At 41.2% G+C, this 24,389-nt stretch carries 26 protein-coding genes and 1 pseudogene; 17 read left to right on the forward strand and 10 right to left on the reverse strand.

The annotated features are described in order from the left end of the window. Window positions 1–8 precede the first annotated feature (8 nt). The 5 genes and pseudogenes from rnm to MS_RS04810 all read left to right on the forward strand — a co-directional run bounded on the left by rnm (window position 9) and on the right by MS_RS04810 (window position 4,409). The gene (gene rnm, locus MS_RS04790) at window positions 9–875 is read left to right on the forward strand and encodes an RNase RNM (protein ID WP_011200212.1); all 867 of its coding nucleotides are present in this window, start codon (window positions 9–11) and stop codon (window positions 873–875) included. 111 nt (window positions 876–986) lie between these two features. Then, a complete protein-coding gene (locus MS_RS04795) occupies window positions 987–1,610 on the forward strand; it encodes an L-threonylcarbamoyladenylate synthase (protein ID WP_011200213.1) in 624 nt (207 codons plus the stop codon). Window positions 1,611–2,022: 412 nt separating this feature from the next. Next, window positions 2,023–2,886, forward strand: a pseudogene (rluB, locus tag MS_RS04800) (23S rRNA pseudouridine(2605) synthase RluB); the annotation flags it as partial. 52 nt (window positions 2,887–2,938) lie between these two features. Beyond that, a complete protein-coding gene (gene cysB, locus MS_RS04805) occupies window positions 2,939–3,910 on the forward strand; it encodes an HTH-type transcriptional regulator CysB (protein ID WP_011200215.1) in 972 nt (323 codons plus the stop codon). A gap of 82 nt (window positions 3,911–3,992) precedes the next feature. Continuing rightward, entirely contained in the window at window positions 3,993–4,409 is a 417-nt protein-coding gene (locus tag MS_RS04810) for a hypothetical protein (protein ID WP_050738254.1), read from the forward strand. 12 nt (window positions 4,410–4,421) lie between these two features. On the opposite strand, the gene MS_RS04815 is transcribed toward MS_RS04810, so the two are convergent. Both MS_RS04815 and asnS read right to left on the reverse strand, forming a co-directional pair. After that, on the reverse strand, window positions 4,422–4,649 hold the full coding sequence (locus MS_RS04815; protein ID WP_041639705.1) for a hypothetical protein: 228 nt from the start codon (window positions 4,647–4,649) through the stop codon (window positions 4,422–4,424). A gap of 240 nt (window positions 4,650–4,889) precedes the next feature. Next, window positions 4,890–6,293 carry an asparagine--tRNA ligase gene (asnS, locus tag MS_RS04820; protein ID WP_011200218.1) on the reverse strand — a complete coding sequence of 468 codons (1,404 nt, stop codon included), beginning with the start codon at window positions 6,291–6,293 and terminating at the stop codon, window positions 4,890–4,892. A 205-nt stretch (window positions 6,294–6,498) separates the two neighbouring features. Between asnS and folE the strand changes: the two genes are divergently transcribed. The 6 genes from folE to MS_RS04850 all read left to right on the forward strand — a co-directional run bounded on the left by folE (window position 6,499) and on the right by MS_RS04850 (window position 10,353). After that, a complete protein-coding gene (folE, locus tag MS_RS04825; protein ID WP_011200219.1) occupies window positions 6,499–7,155 on the forward strand; it encodes a GTP cyclohydrolase I FolE in 657 nt (218 codons plus the stop codon). Between the two features lie 40 nt (window positions 7,156–7,195). Beyond that, entirely contained in the window at window positions 7,196–7,648 is a 453-nt protein-coding gene (locus MS_RS04830; RefSeq protein WP_011200220.1) for an ATP-binding protein, read from the forward strand. A gap of 169 nt (window positions 7,649–7,817) precedes the next feature. Then, complete coding sequence (locus MS_RS04835; RefSeq protein WP_041639706.1) at window positions 7,818–8,192, forward strand: hypothetical protein; 375 nt, start codon at window positions 7,818–7,820, stop codon at window positions 8,190–8,192. Window positions 8,193–8,394: 202 nt separating this feature from the next. Continuing rightward, window positions 8,395–8,703 carry a YcgL domain-containing protein gene (locus MS_RS04840; RefSeq protein ID WP_041639709.1) on the forward strand — a complete coding sequence of 103 codons (309 nt, stop codon included), beginning with the start codon at window positions 8,395–8,397 and terminating at the stop codon, window positions 8,701–8,703. Between the two features lie 57 nt (window positions 8,704–8,760). After that, window positions 8,761–9,564: an exodeoxyribonuclease III gene (gene xthA, locus MS_RS04845; RefSeq protein ID WP_011200224.1), complete on the forward strand. Its 804-nt coding sequence runs from the start codon at window positions 8,761–8,763 to the stop codon at window positions 9,562–9,564. Window positions 9,565–9,579: 15 nt separating this feature from the next. Further along, on the forward strand, window positions 9,580–10,353 hold the full coding sequence (locus MS_RS04850; RefSeq protein ID WP_011200225.1) for a TIGR01619 family protein: 774 nt from the start codon (window positions 9,580–9,582) through the stop codon (window positions 10,351–10,353). A gap of 88 nt (window positions 10,354–10,441) precedes the next feature. On the opposite strand, the gene hxpB is transcribed toward MS_RS04850, so the two are convergent. Continuing rightward, window positions 10,442–11,107: a hexitol phosphatase HxpB gene (hxpB, locus tag MS_RS04855; protein ID WP_011200226.1), complete on the reverse strand. Its 666-nt coding sequence runs from the start codon at window positions 11,105–11,107 to the stop codon at window positions 10,442–10,444. Continuing rightward, window positions 11,107–11,976: a fructosamine kinase family protein gene (locus MS_RS04860; protein WP_011200227.1), complete on the reverse strand. Its 870-nt coding sequence runs from the start codon at window positions 11,974–11,976 to the stop codon at window positions 11,107–11,109. Before MS_RS04860 ends, hxpB begins: the two co-directional genes overlap by 1 nt. Window positions 11,977–12,134: 158 nt before the next feature. Between MS_RS04860 and grxB the strand changes: the two genes are divergently transcribed. From grxB to rplT, 5 genes are all read left to right on the forward strand, one after another. Beyond that, window positions 12,135–12,785: a glutaredoxin 2 gene (gene grxB / locus MS_RS04865; protein ID WP_011200228.1), complete on the forward strand. Its 651-nt coding sequence runs from the start codon at window positions 12,135–12,137 to the stop codon at window positions 12,783–12,785. A 182-nt stretch (window positions 12,786–12,967) separates the two neighbouring features. After that, window positions 12,968–14,899, forward strand: a complete 1,932-nt coding sequence (gene thrS, locus MS_RS04870) for a threonine--tRNA ligase (RefSeq protein ID WP_011200229.1) — start codon at window positions 12,968–12,970, stop codon at window positions 14,897–14,899. 232 nt (window positions 14,900–15,131) lie between these two features. Continuing rightward, on the forward strand, window positions 15,132–15,674 hold the full coding sequence (gene infC, locus MS_RS04875; protein WP_083754309.1) for a translation initiation factor IF-3: 543 nt from the start codon (window positions 15,132–15,134) through the stop codon (window positions 15,672–15,674). Window positions 15,675–15,921: 247 nt separating this feature from the next. Continuing rightward, window positions 15,922–16,119 carry a 50S ribosomal protein L35 gene (gene rpmI, locus MS_RS04880; RefSeq protein WP_011200231.1) on the forward strand — a complete coding sequence of 66 codons (198 nt, stop codon included), beginning with the start codon at window positions 15,922–15,924 and terminating at the stop codon, window positions 16,117–16,119. 93 nt (window positions 16,120–16,212) lie between these two features. Next, window positions 16,213–16,566 (forward strand): 50S ribosomal protein L20, encoded by a 354-nt coding sequence (rplT, locus tag MS_RS04885; protein WP_005596075.1) that lies wholly within the window; start codon window positions 16,213–16,215, stop codon window positions 16,564–16,566. Window positions 16,567–16,614: 48 nt separating this feature from the next. On the opposite strand, the gene MS_RS04890 is transcribed toward rplT, so the two are convergent. The 5 genes from MS_RS04890 to xseB all read right to left on the reverse strand — a co-directional run bounded on the left by MS_RS04890 (window position 16,615) and on the right by xseB (window position 21,519). After that, on the reverse strand, window positions 16,615–17,220 hold the full coding sequence (locus MS_RS04890; RefSeq protein ID WP_041639714.1) for a hypothetical protein: 606 nt from the start codon (window positions 17,218–17,220) through the stop codon (window positions 16,615–16,617). Between the two features lie 29 nt (window positions 17,221–17,249). After that, window positions 17,250–18,272 carry a lipoate--protein ligase gene (locus MS_RS04895; protein ID WP_041639715.1) on the reverse strand — a complete coding sequence of 341 codons (1,023 nt, stop codon included), beginning with the start codon at window positions 18,270–18,272 and terminating at the stop codon, window positions 17,250–17,252. 217 nt (window positions 18,273–18,489) lie between these two features. After that, on the reverse strand, window positions 18,490–20,343 hold the full coding sequence (gene dxs / locus MS_RS04900) for a 1-deoxy-D-xylulose-5-phosphate synthase (RefSeq protein ID WP_011200234.1): 1,854 nt from the start codon (window positions 20,341–20,343) through the stop codon (window positions 18,490–18,492). A gap of 24 nt (window positions 20,344–20,367) precedes the next feature. Further along, complete coding sequence (gene ispA, locus MS_RS04905) at window positions 20,368–21,258, reverse strand: (2E,6E)-farnesyl diphosphate synthase (protein ID WP_041639716.1); 891 nt, start codon at window positions 21,256–21,258, stop codon at window positions 20,368–20,370. A 12-nt stretch (window positions 21,259–21,270) separates the two neighbouring features. Continuing rightward, entirely contained in the window at window positions 21,271–21,519 is a 249-nt protein-coding gene (xseB, locus tag MS_RS04910; protein ID WP_011200236.1) for an exodeoxyribonuclease VII small subunit, read from the reverse strand. Window positions 21,520–21,789: 270 nt separating this feature from the next. Between xseB and thiI the strand changes: the two genes are divergently transcribed. Continuing rightward, entirely contained in the window at window positions 21,790–23,250 is a 1,461-nt protein-coding gene (gene thiI, locus MS_RS04915) for a tRNA uracil 4-sulfurtransferase ThiI (RefSeq protein ID WP_011200237.1), read from the forward strand. Between the two features lie 81 nt (window positions 23,251–23,331). Here thiI and purR read toward each other — a convergent pair whose 3' ends face one another. Next, complete coding sequence (purR, locus tag MS_RS04920; protein ID WP_011200238.1) at window positions 23,332–24,336, reverse strand: HTH-type transcriptional repressor PurR; 1,005 nt, start codon at window positions 24,334–24,336, stop codon at window positions 23,332–23,334. Window positions 24,337–24,389 lie beyond the last annotated feature (53 nt).

Below are 24,389 nucleotides of genomic sequence, written 5' to 3' on the forward strand. Positions count from 1 at the left end.
AAAGTAAAATGACTGATAAGATTTATGATTTACATTGCCATAGCACGGCGTCGGACGGCATTTTATCGCCGAGCGAGATTGTTCAACGAGCGCACGAACAGGGCGTACAGTCGCTGGCACTAACGGATCATGACACAATTTCCGGCTTAACCGAAGCCCGCCGGCAGGCTGAGCTGTTAGGCGTGGAATTTATTAACGGCGTTGAAATTTCAACCTCCTGGGAAAATAAAGTTATTCATATTGTCGGGCTGAATTTTGATGAAAATTCCCCGGAAATGACCGCACTTTTAGCAAAGCAGGCGCAACTGCGGTTAAATCGCGCTTTGACTATTGGCGAGAAACTGGCAAAAGCAGGTGTTGCCAATGCTTTTGAAGGCGCAAGTGCGTTAGCAAAAGGGGAAGTAACCCGCGCCCATTATGCGCGTTATCTGGTTCAAATCGGTAAAGTGGCGAATGAAAATCAAGCCTTTAAACGTTATCTTTCGCAAGGAAAATCCTGCTATGTGAAAGCCGAATGGTGCGATATTCCCGCCGCAATCAGTATTATCAAACAAGCGGGCGGTATTCCGATTATCGCCCATCCGTTGCGCTATACTATGACGGCGCGCTGGATAAAGCGCTTAATTGCCGATTTTAAGAACTGGGGCGGTGAAGGTATTGAGGTTTCGGGTTGCGGACAAACGGCGGATCAGCGTCAATTAATTGCTCGTTGGGCAAACGAATTTGAATTATTGGCTTCCGTCGGCTCGGATTTCCACTTCCCGTGTGGCTGGGTTGAACTGGGAAAATCCTTGTGGTTACCGGAAAATGTCACACCGGTTTGGTCGCAATTTGGTGATAAGCCGAAGTATTTGCAAAACACCTGCAAGTCATAGTACAAATCGTTATAACATATCTAAAAACTGAGGTATAATCTGCGGATTTTATAGGAGATAAAAAGGTCTTCTGTTATTTCCCGCATTTCATTTATTGAAGGGCAGCGTATTATGAGCCAATTTTTTTATATTCATCCGGAAAATCCACAAGTCCGATTAATTAATCAGGCCGTTGATATTTTACGCAACGGCGGCGTTATTGTTTATCCTACCGATTCGGGTTACGCTTTAGGCTGCATGATTGGTGATAAACGCGCTATGGATCGAATCGTGCAAATTCGTCATTTGCCGGAAGGGCATAATTTTACGTTGGTATGCAGCGATTTGTCGGAACTTTCAACTTATTCGTTAGTGACAAACACCGCTTACCGCCTGATAAAAAATAATACGCCGGGGCGTTATACTTTTATTTTAACGGCGACAAAAGAATTACCCCGCCGTTTAATGACCTCAAAACGCAAAACTATCGGTATCCGTGTGCCCGACAATCAAATTGCGTTAGATTTGTTACGCACCTTAGGCGAGCCGATTTTATCCTGTTCATTAATGTTACCGAACGAGGAGCATATTACCCAATCGGATCCGGAAGAAATCCGCGACCGTTTGGAACACCAAGTGGATCTGATTATTCACGGCGGTTATTTAGGTCAGGAACCGACAACCGTGGTTGATTTAACCGAAGAAACGCCGGTTATTTTACGTGAAGGCAGTGGACCCTTAGATCCGTTTATTTAAGGTTTGTTTATAAAAGATAAACAGATCTAAACTTTGTCGGTGATATTAAACCGGCTATTAGACGCTTGTGAAAGCGACAAGGAAACTTATGAAATTTCAAACAGAAAAATTGCAAAATAGAAACTTCCGCCAAAAACCATCGGAAAACCGACCGCAGTTTGAGCGTGGTGGTCGTCCGGAACGTAAAGAAAGAGGCGCTTTCGAATCCCGTTTCCGTGCTGATGACAGCCGTCAGGCTTCATCATTTAAGAATGATCGCCGGGACGAACGTCGCAATGCGCGTGGCGATGAACGCCGTTCTTCTTTTTCCGGCGACGAATCGTCAAACCGCCGTAACGAACGCAAACCGGCGGAACGTAAGCCTTTACCGATGCGTAAACCGAAACCCGCTCATCCGGTAGAAAAGAAAGCGACGGTTGAAGGAGAAAAACTGCAGAAAGTTTTAGCCCGTGCGGGGCAGGGTTCCCGCCGTGAAATCGAAAGTATTATTGAACAAGGGCGGGTTAGTGTGGACGGCAAAATTGCCACATTAGGCGATCGCGTAACCGTGCACGACGGGTTAAAAATCCGTATTGACGGTCATCTTGTGAATTTGACCGCCGCACAACGGGAAGTTTGCCGCGTATTAATGTATTACAAACCCGAAGGCGAATTATGTACCCGCCATGATCCGGAAGGGCGCGCTACCGTATTTGACCGTTTGCCCCGTTTAACCGGTTCCCGCTGGATTGCGGTGGGCAGATTGGATATTAATACCTCCGGGCTTTTATTGTTTACAACAGACGGTGAATTAGCAAATCGCTTAATGCACCCAAGCCAAGAAGTCGAACGCGAATATTCCGTACGGGTATTCGGTCAGGTGGATGATGCCATGATTCATCGTCTGCGTAAAGGCGTGCAGTTGGAAGACGGTCCGGCAAATTTCAAAGCGATTAAAGCGGTCGGCGGTACGGGTTTAAACCAATGGTTTGACGTGACATTGATGGAAGGACGTAATCGAGAAGTCCGCCGTTTATGGGAAAGCCAGGGTATTCAGGTCAGTCGTTTGATTCGAATCCGTTACGGTAATATTCAGCTGATGAAAACTTTACCTCGTGGCGGTTGGGAAGAAATGGACTTAGCTAAGGTGAATTATCTTCGTGAATTAGTGGGTTTACCGCCGGAAACGGAAACTAAATTAGATGTGACTAACCTTAGACGTCGTGCAAAAACCGGACAAATTCGTAAAGCGGTAAAACGTTATTCGGAAATGAATAAACGTTATAAAAAATCGTAAAAACCGACCGCACTTTTAACTGTAAAAGTGCCGCATAAAAAGGGAATGGTTTATGAAAATTCAACAACTTCGTTATATTGTCGAAATCGTTAATCAGAATTTAAATGTGACCGAAGCTGCAAATGCGCTTTATACTTCACAGCCGGGGATCAGTAAACAAGTGCGTTTGCTGGAAGATGAGTTAGGATTAGAAATTTTTGAGCGAAATGGTAAACATATCAAAACCGTTACGCCGGCGGGTAAAAAAATTGTTGCGATTGCTCGCGAGTTATTGGTAAAAACACAGGCCATTAAAGCGGTTGCCAACGAATTTACTCAACCTAATCACGGTGTTTTACGCATAGCGACCAGTAATACGCAAGCACGTTATATGCTGCCTGCCGTTATTGAGCGCTTTTCTAAACAATATCCTAATGTAAGTTTGCATGTGCACCAGGGTTCGCCGAATCAGTTATATGATGCGCTGCTGTCCAGCGAAGTGGATTTGGCTATTACCACGGAAGCGCAATATCTATTTGACGATGTGGTGTTATTACCTTGCTATATGTGGAACCGTTCTATCATTGTGAAAGCGGATCATCCTTTAGCGAAGTTGAGTCATGTCACCATTGAGGATTTGGGTAAATATCCTTTGATTACTTACACTTTCGGTTTTACCGGAGTATCCGATTTGGATCAGGCGTTTAACAGTGCGGGTATTTTGCCGAATATCGTATTTACCGCTACAGATGCGGATGTAATTAAAACCTATGTGCGTCTCGGTTTGGGCGTGGGGATTATTGCTTCCATGGCGCATACCGATGCGGACACGGATTTGATTCGAATTGACGCAAGCCATCTGTTTAAATCCAGTATGACTCAAATTGCGTTTAAACACAGCACCTTCTTACGCAATTATATGTATGATTTTATTAATTATTTTTCACCTCACCTAACAAGAGCAAAAGTGGAAAAAGCAGAGCGGGCACGTGATAATACTGCCGTGCAGAAATTATTTGAAGGCATTGATCTGGAAGTCAGATAAGTAAAAACTCGCTTTATTTAAACCGCACTTTTAAAAACCGATAAAAGTGCGGTTGTTTTTTATGAATTTTCAGGAAGGTAAAATGAATAAAATTATAAAATTTTCAGTTGTGCTGATTATTCTTTTATTCCTCGGATTTTGGTTTTATACCATTTATATGACCAAACTGACCGGCTGTTCCATGAAATCGGGCGACGGCTTTTTCCAGGACAGATTAATTTGTGATAATCAGGAAATCGTCCCCACCGGCTATTTAAGTTCCACCTTGCTGGAACCTAAATTAATCGCCCGTGGCGTTACCATTTATCAGGAAAACGGCAAAGCCTGTTATACCGATGAGCAGAAATTTTATATTTATAATATTGAAGATAAAACGACACAGGTACTTAATTTAGAAGAATTTATAAAAATTAATGCGGTAAGTTTTAAACTACCGTCGGAATTCTATACCTTACCGGCAGATTATTTAAAAGACTATGCCAATAATTGTGCTAAATAACCTGATTTGGCACTAAAATTCTTTAAATCTGCATTGATGGGATTGTTGGGTATTTATTTGCAGAATTTTAACGGTAATAAAAACACCCCAGAGACAAATGGTACCGATTAATGAAATGCAAACTAGTTGAAAACCGGTAACTTCGTTAATAAATAGTAAAATACCTAAAATAATCGGTGTACAGAAAAAGCCGATTAATAATTTTTCCCAGGTATTTGAAAACGGATATGACGATTTCATAAACAACCCTCAATTTCTATAAATGTAAGGTTATTTTGATTCAATGAAAAAATATTTGCCGTGAAAAAGATCACATTTTCTTATTTTGATAGGAAAAATTCTTAATTTATTCGCGTGAATTGCTTGGGTTTGCGCGGGTGATTAAGGAGGGCTGGTAAACCAATCGACATAACAATATAAGAAAGAAGTAAGAGAAAGGCGAACCTAACAGTCCGCCTTTATTTTTCTACTTATTCTAACTTAGAAGTTTGCGTTGCGCGGTGTGCGAGGGAACGGGATTACTTCACGAATATTTTGTAAACCGGTTACGTAGACAATCAAACGTTCAAAACCTAAACCAAAACCTGAATGCGGCACGGTACCATATTTGCGCAAATCGCGATACCACCAGTAATCTTCCGGGTTTAATCCCATTTCCGCCATACGGGCGTCTAATACGTCCAAACGTTCTTCACGTTGTGAACCACCGATGATTTCACCGATTCCCGGTGCCAATACGTCCATTGCCGCAACGGTTTTGCCGTCTTCGTTTAACCGCATATAGAAGGCTTTAATATCTTTCGGATAGTTTTTAACCACAACCGGTGATTTGAAATGTTCTTCCGCTAAATAGCGTTCGTGTTCCGATGAAAGGTCGATTCCCCAAGAAACCGGGAATTCGAATTTTTTGCCGGATTTTAACAGCACATCGATAGCATCGGTATAGTCAATTTGTGCAAAATCGGAAGCAACAAAACGTTCCAGACGATTAATCACATCTTTATCAATATGTTTTTCAAAGAATTTTAAATCGTCCATGCGTTCTTTTAATACGGCATTGAACACATATTTCAACATATCTTCGGCAAGTTTTGCGTTATCCGCCAAGGTTGCGAATGCCACTTCGGGTTCGACCATCCAGAATTCCGCAAGGTGGCGGGTTGTGTTTGAGTTTTCCGCACGGAAAGTCGGACCGAAAGTATAAACTTTGCTTAATGCACAGGCATAAGTTTCACCGTTTAATTGACCGGATACCGTTAAGAAGGATTCTTTACCGAAAAAATCTTGTGAAAAATCCACCGCACCTTTGTCATCGCGTGGCAGGTTTTCAAGATCTAAAGTAGAAACACGGAACATTTCGCCCGCCCCCTCGGTGTCTGAAGCGGTAATCAGCGGGGTGGCAACCCAGTAGAAACCCTGTTCATTGAAGAAACGGTGAATAGCCTGAGCTAAACAATGGCGAACGCGAGCCACCGCACCGATAATATTTGTACGAGGTCGCAGATGAGCTACTTCACGTAAATATTCAATACTGTGACGTTTTGCCGCCATCGGATAAGTATCCGGATCTTCTACCCAACCTACAACTTCAACTGTTTCCGCCTGCAATTCAACCGCCTGGCCTTCCGCCGGCGATTTACTTACCGTACCGGTTACAATAACCGAGCAACCGGTCGTTAAACGCAATACTTCGGATTCATAATTGACTATGTCGTTATTGATAATGGCTTGGATTGGATCGAAACATGAGCCGTCGTAAACGGCTAAGAAAGAAAGACCTGCTTTAGAGTCACGACGTGTACGCACCCAACCGCGGACAGTCACTTTTTCACCGATAGCTGTTCTTCCTTGCAGCACCTCGGCAACAGATACAATTTTTGTCATTTTTACCTCAAAATTTATTTGAATTTATTCTTAAACGGAAATGCCGGTTAGTTTACCTTAAGTTGAATAAATTACCAAAAAGTAAATTGTGCCTGATTTATCTTTTATTTATTTGCGCAAACGTTTCGGGACTGTGCGCGGATACTGTTTTTTATTGTTTCAGACTTTGATAGAATAGCGCACATTATTTTATCAGGAGTAATAAATGAGTAGGATTTCAGCAGAGGCGGAAAAAGTCCGCCATGCATTAATAGAAAAAGGGATTGAAACCCCGATGATTGCATTGACGAAAAGTAAAAACGAACGTCGTATCGGTATTGAGAACCGTATGCGAGAAGTTATGCAATTAATCGGCTTGGATTTGACGGACGACAGCCTGGAAGAAACGCCGGTTCGGTTGGCTAAAATGTTTATTGATGAGATTTTCAGCGGGCTGGATTATACAAATTTTCCGAAAATTACTAATATCGAAAATCGCATGAAGGTCAGCGAAATGGTGTTGGTAAATGATGTTACTTTAACCAGCACCTGCGAGCATCATTTCGTAACTATTGACGGTTTGGTTTCAGTAGCTTATTACCCGAAAAAATGGGTTATCGGGTTATCGAAAATTAATCGGGTAGTGCAGTTTTTCGCCCAGCGTCCGCAGGTTCAGGAACGTTTGACCGAGCAAATTTTATTGGCTTTTCAAACTATTTTAGAAACGGAAGATGTTGCCGTTTATATGAAAGCAACGCATTTTTGTGTAAAATGCCGTGGCATTAAAGATACCAACAGCTACACGGTTACTTCTGCTTTTGGCGGTGTATTTCTTGAAGATCGCGAAACCCGCAAAGAATTTTTAAGTTTAATCAATAAATAATCTTTAGGCGCAGAATTAAGTATTCTGCGTTTCTCTTTTTATGCACAAACTCATTATTATCCGCGGTCATTCGGGTTCGGGCAAAACCACATTTGCCCTAAAGAAGATTGCCGAATTCAAACGACAATACCCGGTAGGGCATGTTTTTCATATTGAAAATGATCACTATTTAATTGAAAACGATAAATATATTTGGACTGAACAACGCTTCCGGCAAGCCAGGCTGCAAGCGCAAAAAACGATTTATCGGGCATTTAGGTTTTGTCGAAAACACAATGCGCCGGATTGCTTGATAGTGATTAGTAATGTTGGGGTGAATAAACAGGAAATTCAATGTTTTGTTCATCAGGCAGAAAAACAGAATATGCAGGTGGAAATTTATCGATTGCGGCATTTTTACCCTAATACTCACCATGTTCCGGAAGATACGGTGATGAGCATGTACCGTCATTTATGCGCCAACCCGATAGAAGGCGAGATTATCATTGATTAAAAGTGCGGTCGGTTTTTTATGATTTTTTAGATTGAGATAAATTTATCGCAAAGATTTGTAAAGAAATGTAAGTTGTATTTACTTCTGCAATCGGTTTGCTCTACACTTTTTTCTCGAAAGTGAGAGGCAAGAGGTTCTCTTGCTATTATTTGTTTATCTAGGAGCAAAAATGAAAAAATTAGCATTAGCCGCATTAATTTTAGGTTCAAGTTTAGCGTTAACCGCTTGTGATCAAGCTAAAGAACAAGCTTCACAAACAACAGAAACCGTGACTGAAACGGCTAAAGATGTGAAAGACAACGCTGTTGAAAAAGCCGGCGAAGTAAAAGACAATGCGGTAGAAAAAGCAAATGAAGTTAAAGATGCGGCTGCTGAAAAAATGGATGCTGCAGTAGATGCAACTAAAGAAAAAGTTGCAGCCGCTAAAGAAGCGGTCGCGGATAAAGCGGAAGAAGTAAAAAATGCCGTATCCGATAAAGCAGCTGAAATGAAAGAAGCCGTATCTGATAAAGCAAACGAAGTAAAAGACGCGGCAGAGAAATAAGCATACCGCTAATTAAGTCTCAATTTATTTTATAAAATCCTGATTGAATTCATTCCAGTCAGGATTTTTCTTTATATAGATAATTCAACAAAATCCGATTTAATTTAGAAGTTTTACCCCAACTAACGCAATTAGCTGTTAAACTATGCATTCCGTTTTATTTAGCTATCATATAAATTCAAAATATCACAAGGGAAACATTATGCTATGCGCCATTTATAAAAGTAAAAAGAAAGAAGGAATGTACTTATATGTAGCCAAACGTGATTATTTTGATGAAGTGCCGGAAACTTTAAAAATGGCGTTCGGTACGCCGAATTTTGTTATGCTGTTTAATTTATTGGGCGAAAAAAAATTGGTGCGGGCGGAAAATCAAGAAGTGCTAAAACATATTCAAGAGCAAGGTTTTTACTTGCAAATGCCACCTAAACAAGAAAGTTTATTTGAACAATTTAAGGCGGAACAAAAGGCAAAACAAACAAAAAATAAAACGGCATTAAAAGTGCGGTAGAATTTTGTCGATTTTTTATCAACTCCGGTTGGAATGTATTTTATAAATAGGAATAATATGAAAATAATTTCTTTTAATATTAATGGATTAAGAGCCCGCCCTCATCAATTGGATAAAATTGTCGAGCAGTATCAACCGGATATTATCGGTTTGCAGGAAATTAAAGTTGCCGATGAAATGTTCCCTCATGAGCTGGTGGATCATCTCGGTTATCATGTTTATCATCACGGACAAAAAGGGCATTATGGTGTAGCATTATTGTGTAAACAAGCACCGAAAGCGGTACACAAAGGATTTTCTACCGATACGGAAGATGCGCAAAAGCGTTTGATTATGGCGGATTTTGAGACTGCTTTTGGCGCGTTAACTGTGGTAAACGGTTATTTCCCGCAAGGCGAGAGCCGCGATCATGAAACGAAATTTCCGGCTAAAGAAAAATTTTATGCGGATTTATTGAATTACGTTAAAAACGAGCATAATCCGGAAAGTAATATTATTATCATGGGCGATATGAACATCAGTCCGACGGATTTAGATATCGGTATCGGCGAAGACAGCCGCAAACGTTGGTTAAGAACCGGCAAATGCTCATTTTTACCGGAAGAGAGAGAATGGTACCAGCGTTTATATGAATGCGGATTAGAAGATACCTTTCGTAAATTGAATCCTTGGACGAATGACAAATTCTCCTGGTTCGATTATCGCTCCAAAGGATTTGCCGAAAACCGCGGATTGCGTATCGACCATATTTTAGCCAATTCAAAATTAGCGGAACGCTGCGTAGATACGGGAATTGCGTTGGATATTCGGGCGATGGAAAAACCTTCCGATCACGCACCTATTTGGGCAACATTTAAATAGTCATAAGGATAACCCATGGATCAAAACTGGCAAACTTATCGGACTTTAGTGAACGATCATATTGCGATTTTTTCTGCGAATTTAGCGATTTTTGAACAATTTTCATCAGAAGCGGCAAAATTATCTAAAGTCGTTCAATTTTCTATCGGCTATTGTGCCGATGAAAACGGTTTGCCTCAGGCGGAAGAACATCAATTATTGTTTAGAAATATTTTGCGTGCTTTAACAAATTTATCCGCTCTTTCCGATACTCTTTATGCCGGACATATCGTGAGTAATGGAAAAGCAAAATTATATTTTTATACTAATGATACCGATGCATTTATCCAAGTTCTGAATGGTCTTGGCTATACGGATGATTTGGATATTCAGGATGATCCGAATTGGGATATTTATTTCGATTTTTTATTGCCGTCGCCGTTGGAAAGTAAAATGAATGCCACGGAAGAAATTCTTGATCTGCTGGTGCGAAACGGACGGGATCTAGCGGATATTTTCTTAGTGGAGCATACCTTTTATTTTGAAGATAAAGAGAATTTGCTTGAATTTATTGAAAGTGCCGAGTTAGATGATGTGTCTTTTAATGCTTTAAAATACACGGATGAGCCGGTTCCGGTAAATGATGAAGAAATGCTGTATATGGCAAAAATCGAGCAGGAACTTACCTTGAACAACAATGAGATCTTTACGCTGGTTGAAAAGTTTGAACATTTAGCCCATCAGTATTTCGGTGAGTATGTCGGCTGGGAATGTGATGAGCTGGAGCCAAACAGAGGTCAGTTGAATTAAGGACTAAAAGTGCGGAGAAAAAAACGGGAATTTTACTAAAGTTCAACGAATTAAGGGAAGATAATGATCTTCCCTTAATTTTTCAGTATTAGATAGAATCCAGCTTGCCGATTACGGTTTCATCAATTTCCCGTAGAGTAGCTAATTTTATATCGGCAAGTGCCCAACGAGGGTCATCCGAACCAAGCACGCCGGGAACAACAATGCATTTCATCGATGCGGCTTTGACAGAAACCATGCCGACTACCGAATCTTCAATGCCGATACATTCTGTCGCTTCGACACCCAGCATTTCCGCCGCATGCAACCAAACGGCGGGATGCGGTTTGTTGTGGCTTAATTCTGTTGCGGAAGACAGATAGCTAAAATATTGATCGATGCCGCAACTTTGTGTGATTTCTTCTAATAATATTCTTGGCGAAGCGGAAGCAACGGCGAGCTTATAACCAAGTGCGGTCAATTTTTGTAAAGTTTCCTGCACTCCGTCAATAAGCGGCTTTTGCGCTAAAATCAAACTGATTGCATGATCATTTAAGCGTTGCGCCATTTCCGCTACCGGCACCGGCGAACGCTGATATTTTTCATAAACGGCTTTGACGATACCTAATGAAGGAATTCCCGTTAAAGCAAGCATATCATCATAGGTGACGGGAATGCCTTCGGCGTTAAATATATCAATTCCCGCTTGTTTCCATACAGGCTCGGAGTCAATTAACACTCCGTCCATATCAAAAATGATCGCTTTAATGGTCATTATTCTTCCTCAGACATCAAATAATTTAATAATTTTTGCGTTAATGTGATGTAATGCCCTTTAAATCTATGGCTGAAATTAATCAGATAATAGAGTTGATAGAGCGGTTTACGTTGCTGATAACCCTTATCTAACGGATAAGTACGGTTATAATTATCGTAAAATTCTTGAGGGAACGGCTCAAACAGTTCGGTAAAGGCAAGATCGCATTCACGGTCTCCCCAATAGCAGGCAGGGTCGTAGGTGGTAACTTTACCTTTTACCAAACCACAGTTTTCAATCCATAAGTTACCATGTAACAAAGACGGTTTCGGTTTATGTTTCACCAATTTGCCGGCGGCCATGTCAATAATGGACTGAATATCGCCTAACTCAATACCTTTTTCTTTACAAATCTGTAGTTGCCAGCCGATACGCTGTTCGGCAAAAAAGGTTGCCCAATTGAGTTTCCATTCGTTAGGTTGATAAACCGGACCTAGCCAAGTATCGAAATCCAAACCGAATTTTTCAGAGCCGTGTTGAGCGTGAAGTTGGGCAAGTTTGACACCAAATTCCCCCATAGTTTCAGCGGTGATCGGCTCCAGCGGCAAGGCTTCCAGAAGCAGAAAACTGTGGTTTTGCGAACAACCTACGCCGTAGACTTGTGGTACGGGAATGGTATTCGTACGTGCAAGCAATTGGAGTTGATCCGCTTCTGCTCGAAACATTGAACGATAAGATTTTTCATCCAATTTAACGAAAACAGGCTGAATGCCGTCATTAATCAACCAGGCTTCATGCACTTCACCGCTATGAATTTTTTCTTTATCTTTGATGTTGTAATAGGCACCAAATTGGTCTGCTAAGACTTGAGAAACTGATTTCCACATACTTGCCCCCTAAATTTAACGACATTTAAGATTATCTTCATAATAGAGATAAACAGGCAAAGAATCTGTGATATAGGTCAAAGAATTTAAAGTTGTTGAAATAAAAAACAAAAATGATATAACTCTATAACAATCAAATTATCAGTCAGGAGAACGTTATGAAGCTATATGTATATGAACATTGCCCGTTTTGTGTGCGTGCGAGAATGATATTCGGGCTTAAGAATTTACCTTTTGAGCAGGAAGTTTTATCAAATGATGACGAAGCAACGCCAACCTCGTTAGTCGGTAAAAAAGTGGTTCCTATTTTAGTGAAAGATGACGGCACGGCGATGCCGGAAAGTCTGGATATCGTAAAATATGTAGATGAAAATTTTGGCGATAAATTGCTGACGGAACAAATCCGCCCCGAATTGGAAGTGCAATTGAAACAAATCGGTAGCTACTATAATCATTTGTTATTGCCGCGCTTTGTTAAACTGGGTTTGGCGGAATATAACACGCAAAGCGCATTGAATTATTTTATTCAAAAGAAGACCAAAAGTATCGGTGATTTTGCAGAAAATCTGGCAAATACCCCGCAATATCTTGACAAATTAAACCGGGATTTAACTTTATTGGACAATTTGATTCTGGCGCAGGATAAAGTAAACGGTGAGCAGCTTTCTGTTGAAGATATTATCTTATTCCCGATGCTGCGTAATTTAACTTGTGTGAAAGGCGTGATTTTTCCAACCCGCGTTAAAAATTATGTGGATTGTATGGCGAAAATGAGCAAGATTGATCTTTTTTACGGGAATGCAGTTTAATTAGTTGCCGGTTAGCAACGGACTCTCACATTACAACTTTCAAAAAATCGTGCTAAAATAACCGCACTTTTACTGTACATGGTAGGTACAAAGCAAAAGTGCGGTGCATTTTCGCACCTTTTTTATTTATTCATAAGCACAAGTCATCTTTCGTATGGATGACCACTGTATAAGGATTTAACATGCCAATTATTACTTTACCCGACGGTTCACAACGTCAATTCGATAATCCCGTATCCGTTCTGGAAGTCGCTCAATCAATCGGTGCAGGCCTGGCCAAAGCCACTATTGCCGGCCGTGTCAACGGCGAACGCCGTGATGCCTGCGATATGATTACTGAAGACAGCACACTTGAAATCATCACTGCAAAAGACGAAGACGGTCTGGAAATTATCCGCCATTCCTGCGCGCACTTGCTTGGTCACGCGATTAAACAACTTTTCCCCGATGTGAAAATGGCTATCGGTCCGACTATCGATAACGGTTTTTATTATGACGTGGATTTAGAGCACTCATTAAGCCAGGAAGATTTAGATGCCTTGGAAAAACGCATGCTGGAACTGGCGAAAACGAATTACGACGTAGTGAAACGACGAGTAAGCTGGCAGGAAGCTCGCGATACTTTTGAAAAACGCGGCGAGCCGTACAAAATGGCGATTTTAGACGAAAATATTGCGAAAGACGATCACCCGGCGTTGTATCATCATGAAGAATATATTGATATGTGTCGCGGTCCGCACGTACCAAATATGCGTTTCTGCCATCATTTTAAACTGCAAAAAGTGGCAGGCGCGTACTGGCGCGGCGACAGCAAAAACAAAATGTTGCAACGCATTTACGGTACCGCTTGGGCGGATAAAAAACAATTAAACGAATATTTAACCCGTTTGGAAGAAGCGGCAAAACGCGACCATCGCAAAATCGGTAAGGCTCTAGATCTTTACCATATGCAGGAAGAAGCGCCGGGTATGGTGTTCTGGCACAATGACGGCTGGACGATTTTCCGTGAATTGGAAACCTTTGTGCGCACCAAATTAAAAGAATACGATTATCAGGAAGTTAAAGGTCCGTTTATGATGGACCGCGTGCTTTGGGAAAAAACCGGTCACTGGCAAAATTACGGCGATTTGATGTTCACCACGCAATCTGAAAACCGCGAATACGCCATTAAACCGATGAACTGTCCGGGCCACGTACAAATTTTTAATCAGGGCTTAAAATCATACCGTGATTTACCGATTCGTATGGCGGAATTCGGTTCCTGCCACCGTAACGAACCGTCCGGTTCTCTGCACGGTTTAATGCGTGTACGCGGTTTTACTCAGGATGACGCCCATATTTTCTGTACCGAAGACCAAATCGAAAGTGAAGTGACTTCATGTATCCGCATGGTTTACGATATTTATAGTACTTTTGGCTTCACTAATATTGCGGTGAAACTTTCTACCCGTCCGGAAAACCGTATCGGTGACGATGCGATGTGGGACCGTGCGGAACAGGGCTTAGCCAACGCATTGGCCCACAACGGTTTGCAATATGAAATTCAGGAAGGCGAAGGTGCGTTCTACGGTCCGAAAATCGAGTTTGCATTGCGCGACTGTTTAGACCGCGAATGGCAATGCGGTACGGTACAGTTAGACTTCGCCTTACCGGGTCGCTTAAACGCCTCTTACGTAGCGGAAGATAACGACCGCCGTACACCGGTAATGATTCACCGCGCAATTTTAGGTTCGATTGAACGCTTCATCGGTATCATTACCGAAGAATACGCCGGTTTCTTCCCAAGCTGGCTGGCGCCGGTGCAGGCGGTAGTGATGAATATCACCGACAGCCAGGCGGAATACGTACAAAAAGTTACAAAAACCTTATCCGATGCCGGTTTACGCGTGAAATCGGATTTACGTAACGAAAAAGTAGGCTTCAAAGTTCGCGAACATACTTTACGCCGCGTACCTTATATGCTGGTTTGCGGTGACAAAGAAATCAGTGAGGGTAAAGTCTCGGTACGTACCCGTAGAGGTGCGGATTTAGGCACTTACAGCGTAGAGGAATTTGTAGAAATTCTGAAAAATCAGGTAAGATCAAGAGAATTGAAATTACTTGGTGAAGAGTAGTCTTCTCACTTAAATGATAATATTAGAAACGCCCAAATCATTCAGGTTTGGGCGTTTTTTTATTGCTTTCCTAAAGCGGTAATGAATTTGGTAATGTGGCTATTGCATAATTTTTGAATATCTTTTAGAATTCTTACGTTTGACTTCCTAAGTTCCTAGGGAGAAAGAGAATTTTAATCCATTGCATTGCAGTGGATGTTAATTAACAAAAAAAACAAGAAGGAATAAGACTATTAAACCTGTAAAACGCGTTCAAACAAATCGTGCACATCGTCTTAATGATGAAATCCGTGGCGTAAAAGAAGTTCGCTTAACTGATGAAAACGGCGAGCAAGTTGGTATCGTATCAATTCAAGAGGCATTGAGCCGTGCTGAAGAAGTTGAGTTAGACTTAGTGGAAATCAGTCCGAATGCCGAACCGCCGGTTTGTCGTATTATGAACTACGGTAAGTTTATTTACGAAAAAGAGAAAGCGGCAAAAGAACAAAAGAAAAAACAAAAAGTCGTACAAGTGAAGGAAATTAAATTCCGTCCGGGGACTGATGAGGGCGACTATCAAGTTAAGCTTCGTAACATTGTACGTTTCTTGGAAGACGGTGATAAGGTTAAAATTACAGTTCGTTTCCGTGGACGCGAAATGGCACACCAAGATATCGGGTTAGACGTATTAGATCGTGTAAAACAAGATACGGCTGAAATTGCAATGGTTGAGTCTGCACCGGGTAAGTTGGAAGGTCGTCAGGCGGTAATGGTTATTGCACCGAAGAAAAAATAATTTTATTCTTGCATAAAACGGGCGGATCCTATAGAATCCGTCCGTTTTCTCTTTTATTAAAGAGAAACAAAAGCAATCTACAGGCACATTTCGCAGCCTGATTTGCTTTTTGCCGTAAAAGGCTTATGGGCGGTAACGCTCAATCAGAGATAATTAGTGCTTTCCAAGTAAAAGTGCGGTCAGAAATGGCGGTATTTTTCGCCTGATTATTGTGTATCAAACAAAACAATGCGGAGTTTTTTTAACAATGCCTAAAATTAAAACAGTACGTGGTGCTGCGAAGCGTTTCAAAAAAACGGCTTCCGGCGGTTTCAAACGTAAACAATCTCACTTACGTCATATTTTGACTAAGAAAACAACTAAACGTAAACGTCACTTACGTCACAAATCAATGGTAGCGAAAGCAGACCAAGTATTAGTAGTAGCGTGCTTACCATACGTATAAGCCGTTAAGTAAGTTAAACGTACTTTAGTGAATTTTTAGTAGGGATGCAGTATATTGCGTCCGAAATCAAATAGACAATTAGGAGATTAAATAATGGCTCGTGTAAAACGTGGTGTTATTGCAAGAGCACGCCATAAGAAAGTTCTTAAGGCTGCTAAAGGTTATTATGGTGCTCGTTCACGTGTTTATCGTGTTGCGTTCCAAGCTGTAATTAAAGCAGGTCAATATGCTTACCGTGACCGTCGTCAACGTAAACGTCAATTCCGTCAATTATGGATTGCTCGTATCAACGCTGCGGCACGTCAAAACGGCTTATCTTACAGCAAATTCATCAACGGCTTGAAAAAAGCCTCTGTTGAAATCGATCGTAAGATTCTTGCTGACATCGCAGTATTCGACAAAGTTGCATTTGCCGCTTTAGTTGAAAAAGCAAAATCTGCGCTTTAATTTTTTGAAGCATAGATATTAGGGCACCGTTTGGTGTCCTTTTTTGTTTTACGGTGATTTAAATTGCTCTTGAAGTGCAGAAAAATCATATTCGATAATGTTTTCCTGTGAATAAGAAATATTATAAATAGAATGATATTTAACTGATAATGTAAGCTTACCTGCTTTTATTAAATCAATAAATGGCGTAATACACGGCTCTTTTCCATTTGGTACTTCAGCCATTGGATAAAGCAATCTGAGGAAGTTATCCTCTTCGTCACCCGCTTTTAGAACGGCATTTTTAATTAACCATCCTTCGGAAAGCGGACAGCTATGAGAAATCTGATTGTGAGATAAAATTTCTCGCCATTTAGACGAATAATTCGATTGATATGTTTGTCCGTTTATTTGAACTTTAAATTCATCAATAATTGCCGAACCTTCGCCGTAATTTCCAACGACAATTTTCGCTTCTATCATCTGAGGATTATTTGGCAATACTATAATTTTGGGCGTGAAAGCCAGGAAAGGGCGTTTACTTTCTTTCATCAGATAATTTTGCTGATAAACAAGATAAGCGGAAAAAACCGTGATTATAACGACTAATGAAGGCGAAATATAATGCTTTATCCAATTAAAGTGATATTTCCATTTATTTATTTGTTGACGCATAAAAATTTTTCCAAAAATTGACCGCACTTTTATTCTTCATATATGCCGTTAACCAGTAATTCCGTTAAGGCTTCAGGTTCGATGTTGCCGAAATATTGCTTAATATTAAAATGATTGAAAATTTGCGAAATAGCCTGTTTTTCATATTTTATGCCTATAAGCGCCTTTTCTAATTCGGCAATTTCGGCCAACCCGAAAAAATCACCGAAAATGCGGATATTTTGAATTTTTCCTTGCTCAACATTGAGTTTGTATTCCACTAATCCTGCGGGAAATTTATGGTAATACTCAAGAGTGAATTGCGGGGAGCGTCCGTAATTCCAGTCCCAGTTGGCAAAGCGCTGCTCGCGAAGTGCGTAAACCTTTTGCCAGTCTTCTTCGGTGAGACGATATTCGGGCACCTGTTCCCGAGAGGTTACATTGAATATTTTCAGCAGTAAAATATCCCGAAATTGCCGAGTAGTTAAATGTTGATATTCTAGTGAAAGATAAGGTTTAATATTCGTCACCCGTTTGCGAATAGATCGAATGCCTTTTGATTCAATTTTTTCCTTGCGGGATTTTAAGGCTTTGCTAACTTCTTCTAAATCCGAGTCGAACAAAATAGTACCGTGGGCTGTCATTCGTCCTCCTTTAGCATACATTGCGTTGCCGGAGAATTTCTTGCCGTCAATCAGTAAATCGTTTCGTCCTTCTAATTTTGCGTTTTTGGCGCCTAGCTGATGGAGCGCTTCAATTACCGGCCGAGTAAAACCGGCGAAATCACCTATAGAACCGTCATCATCTTTGATAAAGCAAAAACTAAGATTGCCCAAATCATGATAAACCGCACCGCCGCCGGACATGCGACGCACTACGCGGATGTTTTTTTCATCTAAATAAGGTTGGTTAACTTCTGCGATGGTATTTTGGTTGCGACCAATAATGATTGAGGGAGAATTGATATAAAAGAGCAAAATAGGCTCATTCACCAAACGATTTTCAACTAAATAGGTTTCCAGCGCAATATTAATACCGGCATCCGTAATCTCTTTATTATCAATGAAATACATAATGATTTTTCTCATGAAATTATTTTTTGATTAATATAGTCGCAAATAATGATTAGAACAAGCATTAACAAAAAGAGCATAAAAAAACCGCTATCCAAATAGATAGCGGCGGATTCTTAAAAAATATAAGAAAGATTAAAAAAGACGACTGCAATGCAGCGCACTAGCACTTACTATGACTGGTCTAATTGACAAAAGTTCAAAAATTTATCAAAAATTAAGCAATTCTTAAAAAATTTTTGATTTGTTCTTCGATACCCGTCGCATCTAATTTTAATTCTTTCAATACTTCTTGTTGCGTACCTTGCGCAACGAATTCGTCTGGCAAGCCCAAATGCAATATATTTACATGATGTTGCTGAATATTAACCACTTCCGATACCGCGCTACCTGCGCCGCCTTGGATGGTATTTTCTTCCAAAGTTACTAAAGTACGATGCGTTTTCGCCAGTTCATTGATACGCTCATGATCCAATGGTTTAACAAAACGCATATCGACCACAGTGGCATTTAATTTTTCGGCAACATCCAATGCGTTTGGAAGCAGAGTACCGAAGTTGAGAATGGCAATATCTTGCCCTTGGCGCACTAAGTTCGATTTACCGATTTCCAATTTTCGTAACGGTTCTAATTCTACACCGATAGCATTACCGCGAGGATAACGTACTGCCGCAGGTTTTCCGCAACAATAACCTGTGTGCAGCATGAGGCGGCATTCGTTCTCATTGCTCGGCGCCATAATAATCAGATTTGGAATGCAACGTAAGAAGCTTAAATCAAAGGCACCTTGGTGGGTTGGACCATCGGCTCCTACAATACCTGCGCGGTCGATAGCAAATAAAACCGGCAAGTTTTGAATTGCCACATCATGAATTACTTGGTCATAGGCGCGTTGCAGAAAAGTGGAGTAAATCGCCACAACAGGTTTATAACCGCCAATGGCTAAACCGGCTGCTAAAGTTACCGCATGCTGTTCGGCGATTGCCACATCAAAATACTGATCCGGGAAACGATTGGAAAACTCAACCATGCCGGAACCTTCACGCATTGCCGGCGTTATACCGATAAGTTTTTCGTCTTGCTCGGCAGTCTCACATAACCATTCGCCGAAAATTTGCGAATAAGTGGGCGTAGCGGTAGATTTCGGTAACTGCCCGGTATGATAGTCAAACTTAGGTACACCGTGGAAACCGATAGGATCTTGTTCCGCCGGTGTGTAGCCTTTGCCTTTTTTGGTGCGGATATGTAGAAATTGCGGACCTTTTAAGGTTTTCATATTGCTTAAAGTAGCGATTAATTCTTCGATATTATGTCCGTCAATAGGTCCGATATAGTTAAAACCCAGCTCTTCAAAAAGCGTGCTGATCGGCGAAATTACGCCTTTCATGTGTTCCTCGGTTTTCTTCATAAAATTCTTAATCGGCGGCATGGTATCAAGAATTTTTTTACTGCTGTCGCGTAAAGAAGAATAAATGGAACCGGAAAAAATTCGGGCAAGGTGATTATTCAAACCGCCTACATTTTCGGAAATAGACATTTCATTATCGTTTAAGATAACGAGCATATCGGTATGTAATGCACCCGCATGATTCATAGCTTCAAATGCCATTCCGGCTGTGATCGCACCGTCCCCGATTACACAAATGATTTTACGCCCGGCGTTTTCCTTTTCTGCGGCGATAGCGATGCCTAGTCCTGCGCTGATTGAGGTGGAGGAATGTCCGACACTTAATACGTCGAATTCGCTTTCTTCACGCCAAGGGAAAGGATGAATGCCGTCTTTTTGACGGATTGTGGTCATGCGTTCGCGACGACCGGTTAAAATTTTATGCGGATAGGCCTGGTGACCGACATCCCAAATTAATTGGTCAAAAGGCGTTTTAAAAATATAATGCAGCGCAACGGTCAATTCTACGGTGCCTAAGCCCGAAGCTAAATGCCCGCTTGTTCGACTAACGCTTTCTAATAAATATTCACGTAATTCATTGCATACTTGAGGAAGTTGATCTTTGTTTAAAAGGCGTAAATCCTCAGGCGAATTAATTAGGGAGAGAAGTGGATAGTTTTGCATGGTTGTTAGTCAGTCCCACAATAATTAATTTTTTCGATTAATAATAAATTCGGCTAAAGCACGAAGTGCCGTTGTATCAAAAGGTAAATGTTCTAATTCACCGACCGCCGCAACATAAAGTTCTCGTGCTTTTTGTTTTGCACCGGCTAAACCCAGTAATTTAGGATAAGTGCTTTTATCCGACTCTAAATCCGAGCCGACATTCTTACCGATTGCCGCCAGATCGCCCTCGATGTCTAAAATATCGTCCTGAACCTGAAATGCCAGACCGATAGCGGCGGCATAGCGATCCAGTTTGGCTTCCAATGCGTTGTCGGCAAAATGCGACGAACAAATAAAGCCCATTTTTAACGCGGCGGAAAGTAAAGCGCCTGTTTTGTTGCGATGAATTTGTTCCAGTTCGCTCAGTGAAATCTGTTTATGTTCAGAAATAAGATCAAGGCTTTGCCCCAGGCACATACCGAAGACACCGGAATTATGACTTAAAACCTGAATTAAACGGAGTTTTTGTTCGGCGGAAAGTGCGGTGGATTTTGTCAGAATTTCGAAAGCAAAAGCCTGTAGCGCGTCACCGGCTAAAATAGCGGTGGCATGATCAAAGGCAATATGGCAGGTCGGCTGTCCGCGGCGTAAACTGTCATTATCCATCGCCGGTAAATCGTCATGAATTAAGGAATAAGCATGAATAGCTTCGATAGCGGCGGCGGCATAATCCAGTTGTGCCGTATCCGCGCCCAACATACGGCCGGTGGCATAAACCAAAAACGGACGAATGCGTTTGCCGCCTAATAATAATCCGTATTTCATTGCATCGGCCAGCGGCGAGGGACGGGTATTTATTTCATCGAATTGAGCTTCTAGAAATCGGTTAATGCGTTGTTGCGCTTGTTGTAAATCATTTGAAAATTGATACATAAGTCTCATCACTTATTCATCAGTAGGTTGATAATCCGTTAATTCTGCGGTATCGCTTTTTTGCAATAAAATCTGAATCCGTTGTTCCGCTTGTTGCAGGCGTTCTTGCCCTAATTTAGCTAATTTTATTCCGTTTTCAAATTCTTTTAGCGCTTCTTCAAGAGGTAAATCGCCGGCTTCCAAGCGAGTAACGATGGTTTCCAGCTGATTTAATGTAGTCTCAAAATCTACCGTTGAACTTTCTTTTGGCTTGCGAGCCATATTCCTCTCCTTCTGATGAAACGTCGAATGCCGTATTGTACTGTATTTTTAAGGCGATGTTAAAAAATAAAATCCTTAAAATCAATTCTTTAGAATTTTATATGAAGCAAGATGAACAGACCCTAATCATAACCGACGGATTTTTATAAAAATCATCGATTTATTCGCCGGAAATCAACGGGAATAGCTCTGCTTACTTAGAGATTTACGGAAAAGTCTGCTACAATAACGCACTTTTTTAAATAAACCGATTAAACGACAAAGATAACTATGAAATTTGTAATTAAACTTTTCCCTGAAATCATGATTAAAAGCGAAAGCGTGCGTAAACGTTTCGTGAAAATTTTAACGGGTAATATTCGTAACGTATTAAATAAATATGATGACGGCGTCGCTGTGGTTAAGCATTGGGATTATATCGAAGTGCGGTCAAAAAATGAGGAAAATCGGGCGATTCTGATTGATGTATTAGGACGTATTCCGGGCATTCATCATTTTTTGGAAGTGGACGAAAAGCCGTTTACCGATATGCACGATATTTTCGAACAAACCCTTGCAGACGTGGGCGCATCGCTTGAAAACAAGACTTTCTGCGTTCGGGTGAAACGTAAAGGTAAACACGAATTCAGTTCGTTAGACGTGGAACGATATGTGGGGGGAGGCTTGAATCAAGCCATCGAAACCGCCAAGGTAAAACTGAGTAATCCCGATGTAACGGTACGTATTGATATTGAAAACGATCACATGATGTTGATTAAAGCTCGCCACGAAGGGATTGGTGGTTATCCGATCGGTACTCAGGAAGACGTGTTATCGCTTATTTCCGGCGGTTTTGATTCGGGCGTATCAAGTTATATGTTTATCCGTCGCGGTTCGCGAGTACATTATTGCTTTTTTAATCTTGGCGGTGCCGCTCATGAAATCGGCGTGAAACAAATGGCCTATCACATTTGGAACCGTTATAGCGGTTCCCATAAAGTACGTTTCGTGGCGATTAATTTTGAAAATGTGGTCGGTGAGATTTTAGAAAAAATTGATAACGGGCAAATGGGGGTGGTGCTGAAACGTATGATGGTTCGTGCGGCCAGTAAAGTGGCGGAACGTTTCGGTATTCAGGCGATTGTAACCGGAGAAGCGTTAGGGCAGGTTTCAAGCCAAACCTTAACAAACTTACGTTTAATTGACGAAGCGGCAAGCGCGTTGGTGTTGCGTCCGTTAATTACCCATGACAAAGAGGCCATTATTGCCATGGCAAAACAGATTGGCACCGATGATATTGCAAAATCAATGCCGGAATTCTGCGGGGTAATTTCGAAAAATCCGACCGTTAAAGCGATCAAAGAAAAAATTGAAAAAGAAGAGCTGAATTTTAATTTTGATGTACTAGAAAGTGCGGTACAAAATGCGCAATATTTAGATATTCGTCAAATTGCGGAACAAACGGAAAAGGATGTGGTTAAAGTGGATACCGTTTCCGTGCTGTCGGCCAATGACGTAATTTTAGATATTCGTAGTCCCGAAGAACATGATGAGCGCCCTTTTGAATTAGCCGGTCATGAAGTGAAGCATTTGCCTTTCTATAAATTGTCTTCGCAATTTGGCGATTTAGATCAAAGCAAGAATTATGTACTTTATTGTGAGCGAGGCGTAATGAGCAAATTGCAAGCCCTTTACTTAAAAGAAAACGGGTTTGCAAACGTGCGGGTTTTTGCGCATGGTAACATAAATTAAATAACGAAAAGGCATAGATTAAAATTCTATGCCTTTGTTTTAAAGTGCGGTTAAAAAATCGAAAGTTTTGTATAAACTTTTTTAAGCGATTTTTTTCACCGATTTACGAATCACCAATTCCGGATGGATTTCAATGGTTTCGCGTTTGGCGTCTTTGTGTGCGATACGCTCAAACAGTAGTCTTAACGCTCTTTCTCCCAAACGCGCTTTCGATTGGTGAATGGTAGTCAGCGGCGGCGCGAAAAAGCGGGATGAATGTACATTATCATACCCGATCACCGAAAAATCGTCGGGAACCCGATAACCTTTTTCCGTAATGGCGGAAATTGCACCTAACGCCATGATGTCGTTACAGCAAAAAACAGCGGTAGGGCGGTCTTCCAAGGCTAACAGACGGTTCATACATTCATAGCCGTCTTCCGGTTCAAACGAGCCTTCAAATAACCATTCGGATTTCATTTCCACGTTGGCTTCGCTTAATGCTTTAATAAAACCTTGGTAACGTTGTTTCGCCGTTACTTTGGTGAGTTCGGCACTTAAATAACCGATTTTTTTATGCCCGTTATCGACAAGATGCTTGCCTGCTAAATAGCCGCCTTCAAAACTGTTATCTAAGATTAAATCCGTATCCGGGTTTACCGGGCCCCAGTCCATAATTACGATAGGCAAATAGCTGAAGCTTTTTAATAAATCGCGGCTGTCATCTTTATATTCGGAGCACATTACCAGCACGCCGTCCACCCGTTTTTTTGCCAGCATTTCAAGATGGTTTTTTAATTTATCCGGATCATTTTGCGTATTGCACAAAAAGAGCGAATAGCCTTGGCGATAGCATTGTTCTTCAACCGCATGAATAATTTCGGCAAAATAGGGCGTTTCACTGGTGGTAACCACCATGCCTATAGATTTTGTCGTATTGACTTTTAAACTACGCGCAACGGCACTCGGCGAATAATTTAATGCTTTGATGGCATCTAATACGGTTTGTTTAGTTTCGTCGGCAACATGGCGGGTTTTGTTAATTACGTGTGATACGGTGGTGGTTGATACGCCTGCCATTTTTGCGACGTCTTTAATTGTTGCCATAATCTTTTATCTCCTAAATGTTGCGCTTATTATAAGGATTGAAGAGCGTTTGT

Source organism: [Mannheimia] succiniciproducens MBEL55E (assembly GCF_000007745.1).
Taxonomy (GTDB): domain Bacteria; phylum Pseudomonadota; class Gammaproteobacteria; order Enterobacterales; family Pasteurellaceae; genus Basfia; species Basfia succiniciproducens.

What these genes read in the sequence shown, in the direction of transcription:
- rnm (WP_011200212.1), top strand. Translation starts at nt 9, where the DNA reads ATGACTGATAAGATTTATGATTTACATTGCCATAGCACGGCGTCGGAC.
- MS_RS04795 (WP_011200213.1), top strand. Translation starts at nt 987, where the DNA reads ATGAGCCAATTTTTTTATATTCATCCGGAAAATCCACAAGTCCGATTA.
- cysB (WP_011200215.1), top strand. Translation starts at nt 2,939, where the DNA reads ATGAAAATTCAACAACTTCGTTATATTGTCGAAATCGTTAATCAGAAT.
- MS_RS04810 (WP_050738254.1), top strand. Translation starts at nt 3,993, where the DNA reads ATGAATAAAATTATAAAATTTTCAGTTGTGCTGATTATTCTTTTATTC.
- MS_RS04815 (WP_041639705.1), bottom strand. Translation starts at nt 4,649, where the DNA reads ATGAAATCGTCATATCCGTTTTCAAATACCTGGGAAAAATTATTAATC.
- asnS (WP_011200218.1), bottom strand. Translation starts at nt 6,293, where the DNA reads ATGACAAAAATTGTATCTGTTGCCGAGGTGCTGCAAGGAAGAACAGCT.
- folE (WP_011200219.1), top strand. Translation starts at nt 6,499, where the DNA reads ATGAGTAGGATTTCAGCAGAGGCGGAAAAAGTCCGCCATGCATTAATA.
- MS_RS04830 (WP_011200220.1), top strand. Translation starts at nt 7,196, where the DNA reads ATGCACAAACTCATTATTATCCGCGGTCATTCGGGTTCGGGCAAAACC.
- MS_RS04835 (WP_041639706.1), top strand. Translation starts at nt 7,818, where the DNA reads ATGAAAAAATTAGCATTAGCCGCATTAATTTTAGGTTCAAGTTTAGCG.
- MS_RS04840 (WP_041639709.1), top strand. Translation starts at nt 8,395, where the DNA reads ATGCTATGCGCCATTTATAAAAGTAAAAAGAAAGAAGGAATGTACTTA.
- xthA (WP_011200224.1), top strand. Translation starts at nt 8,761, where the DNA reads ATGAAAATAATTTCTTTTAATATTAATGGATTAAGAGCCCGCCCTCAT.
- MS_RS04850 (WP_011200225.1), top strand. Translation starts at nt 9,580, where the DNA reads ATGGATCAAAACTGGCAAACTTATCGGACTTTAGTGAACGATCATATT.
- hxpB (WP_011200226.1), bottom strand. Translation starts at nt 11,107, where the DNA reads ATGACCATTAAAGCGATCATTTTTGATATGGACGGAGTGTTAATTGAC.
- MS_RS04860 (WP_011200227.1), bottom strand. Translation starts at nt 11,976, where the DNA reads ATGTGGAAATCAGTTTCTCAAGTCTTAGCAGACCAATTTGGTGCCTAT.
- grxB (WP_011200228.1), top strand. Translation starts at nt 12,135, where the DNA reads ATGAAGCTATATGTATATGAACATTGCCCGTTTTGTGTGCGTGCGAGA.
- thrS (WP_011200229.1), top strand. Translation starts at nt 12,968, where the DNA reads ATGCCAATTATTACTTTACCCGACGGTTCACAACGTCAATTCGATAAT.
- rpmI (WP_011200231.1), top strand. Translation starts at nt 15,922, where the DNA reads ATGCCTAAAATTAAAACAGTACGTGGTGCTGCGAAGCGTTTCAAAAAA.
- rplT (WP_005596075.1), top strand. Translation starts at nt 16,213, where the DNA reads ATGGCTCGTGTAAAACGTGGTGTTATTGCAAGAGCACGCCATAAGAAA.
- MS_RS04890 (WP_041639714.1), bottom strand. Translation starts at nt 17,220, where the DNA reads ATGCGTCAACAAATAAATAAATGGAAATATCACTTTAATTGGATAAAG.
- MS_RS04895 (WP_041639715.1), bottom strand. Translation starts at nt 18,272, where the DNA reads ATGTATTTCATTGATAATAAAGAGATTACGGATGCCGGTATTAATATT.
- dxs (WP_011200234.1), bottom strand. Translation starts at nt 20,343, where the DNA reads ATGCAAAACTATCCACTTCTCTCCCTAATTAATTCGCCTGAGGATTTA.
- ispA (WP_041639716.1), bottom strand. Translation starts at nt 21,258, where the DNA reads ATGTATCAATTTTCAAATGATTTACAACAAGCGCAACAACGCATTAAC.
- xseB (WP_011200236.1), bottom strand. Translation starts at nt 21,519, where the DNA reads ATGGCTCGCAAGCCAAAAGAAAGTTCAACGGTAGATTTTGAGACTACA.
- thiI (WP_011200237.1), top strand. Translation starts at nt 21,790, where the DNA reads ATGAAATTTGTAATTAAACTTTTCCCTGAAATCATGATTAAAAGCGAA.
- purR (WP_011200238.1), bottom strand. Translation starts at nt 24,336, where the DNA reads ATGGCAACAATTAAAGACGTCGCAAAAATGGCAGGCGTATCAACCACC.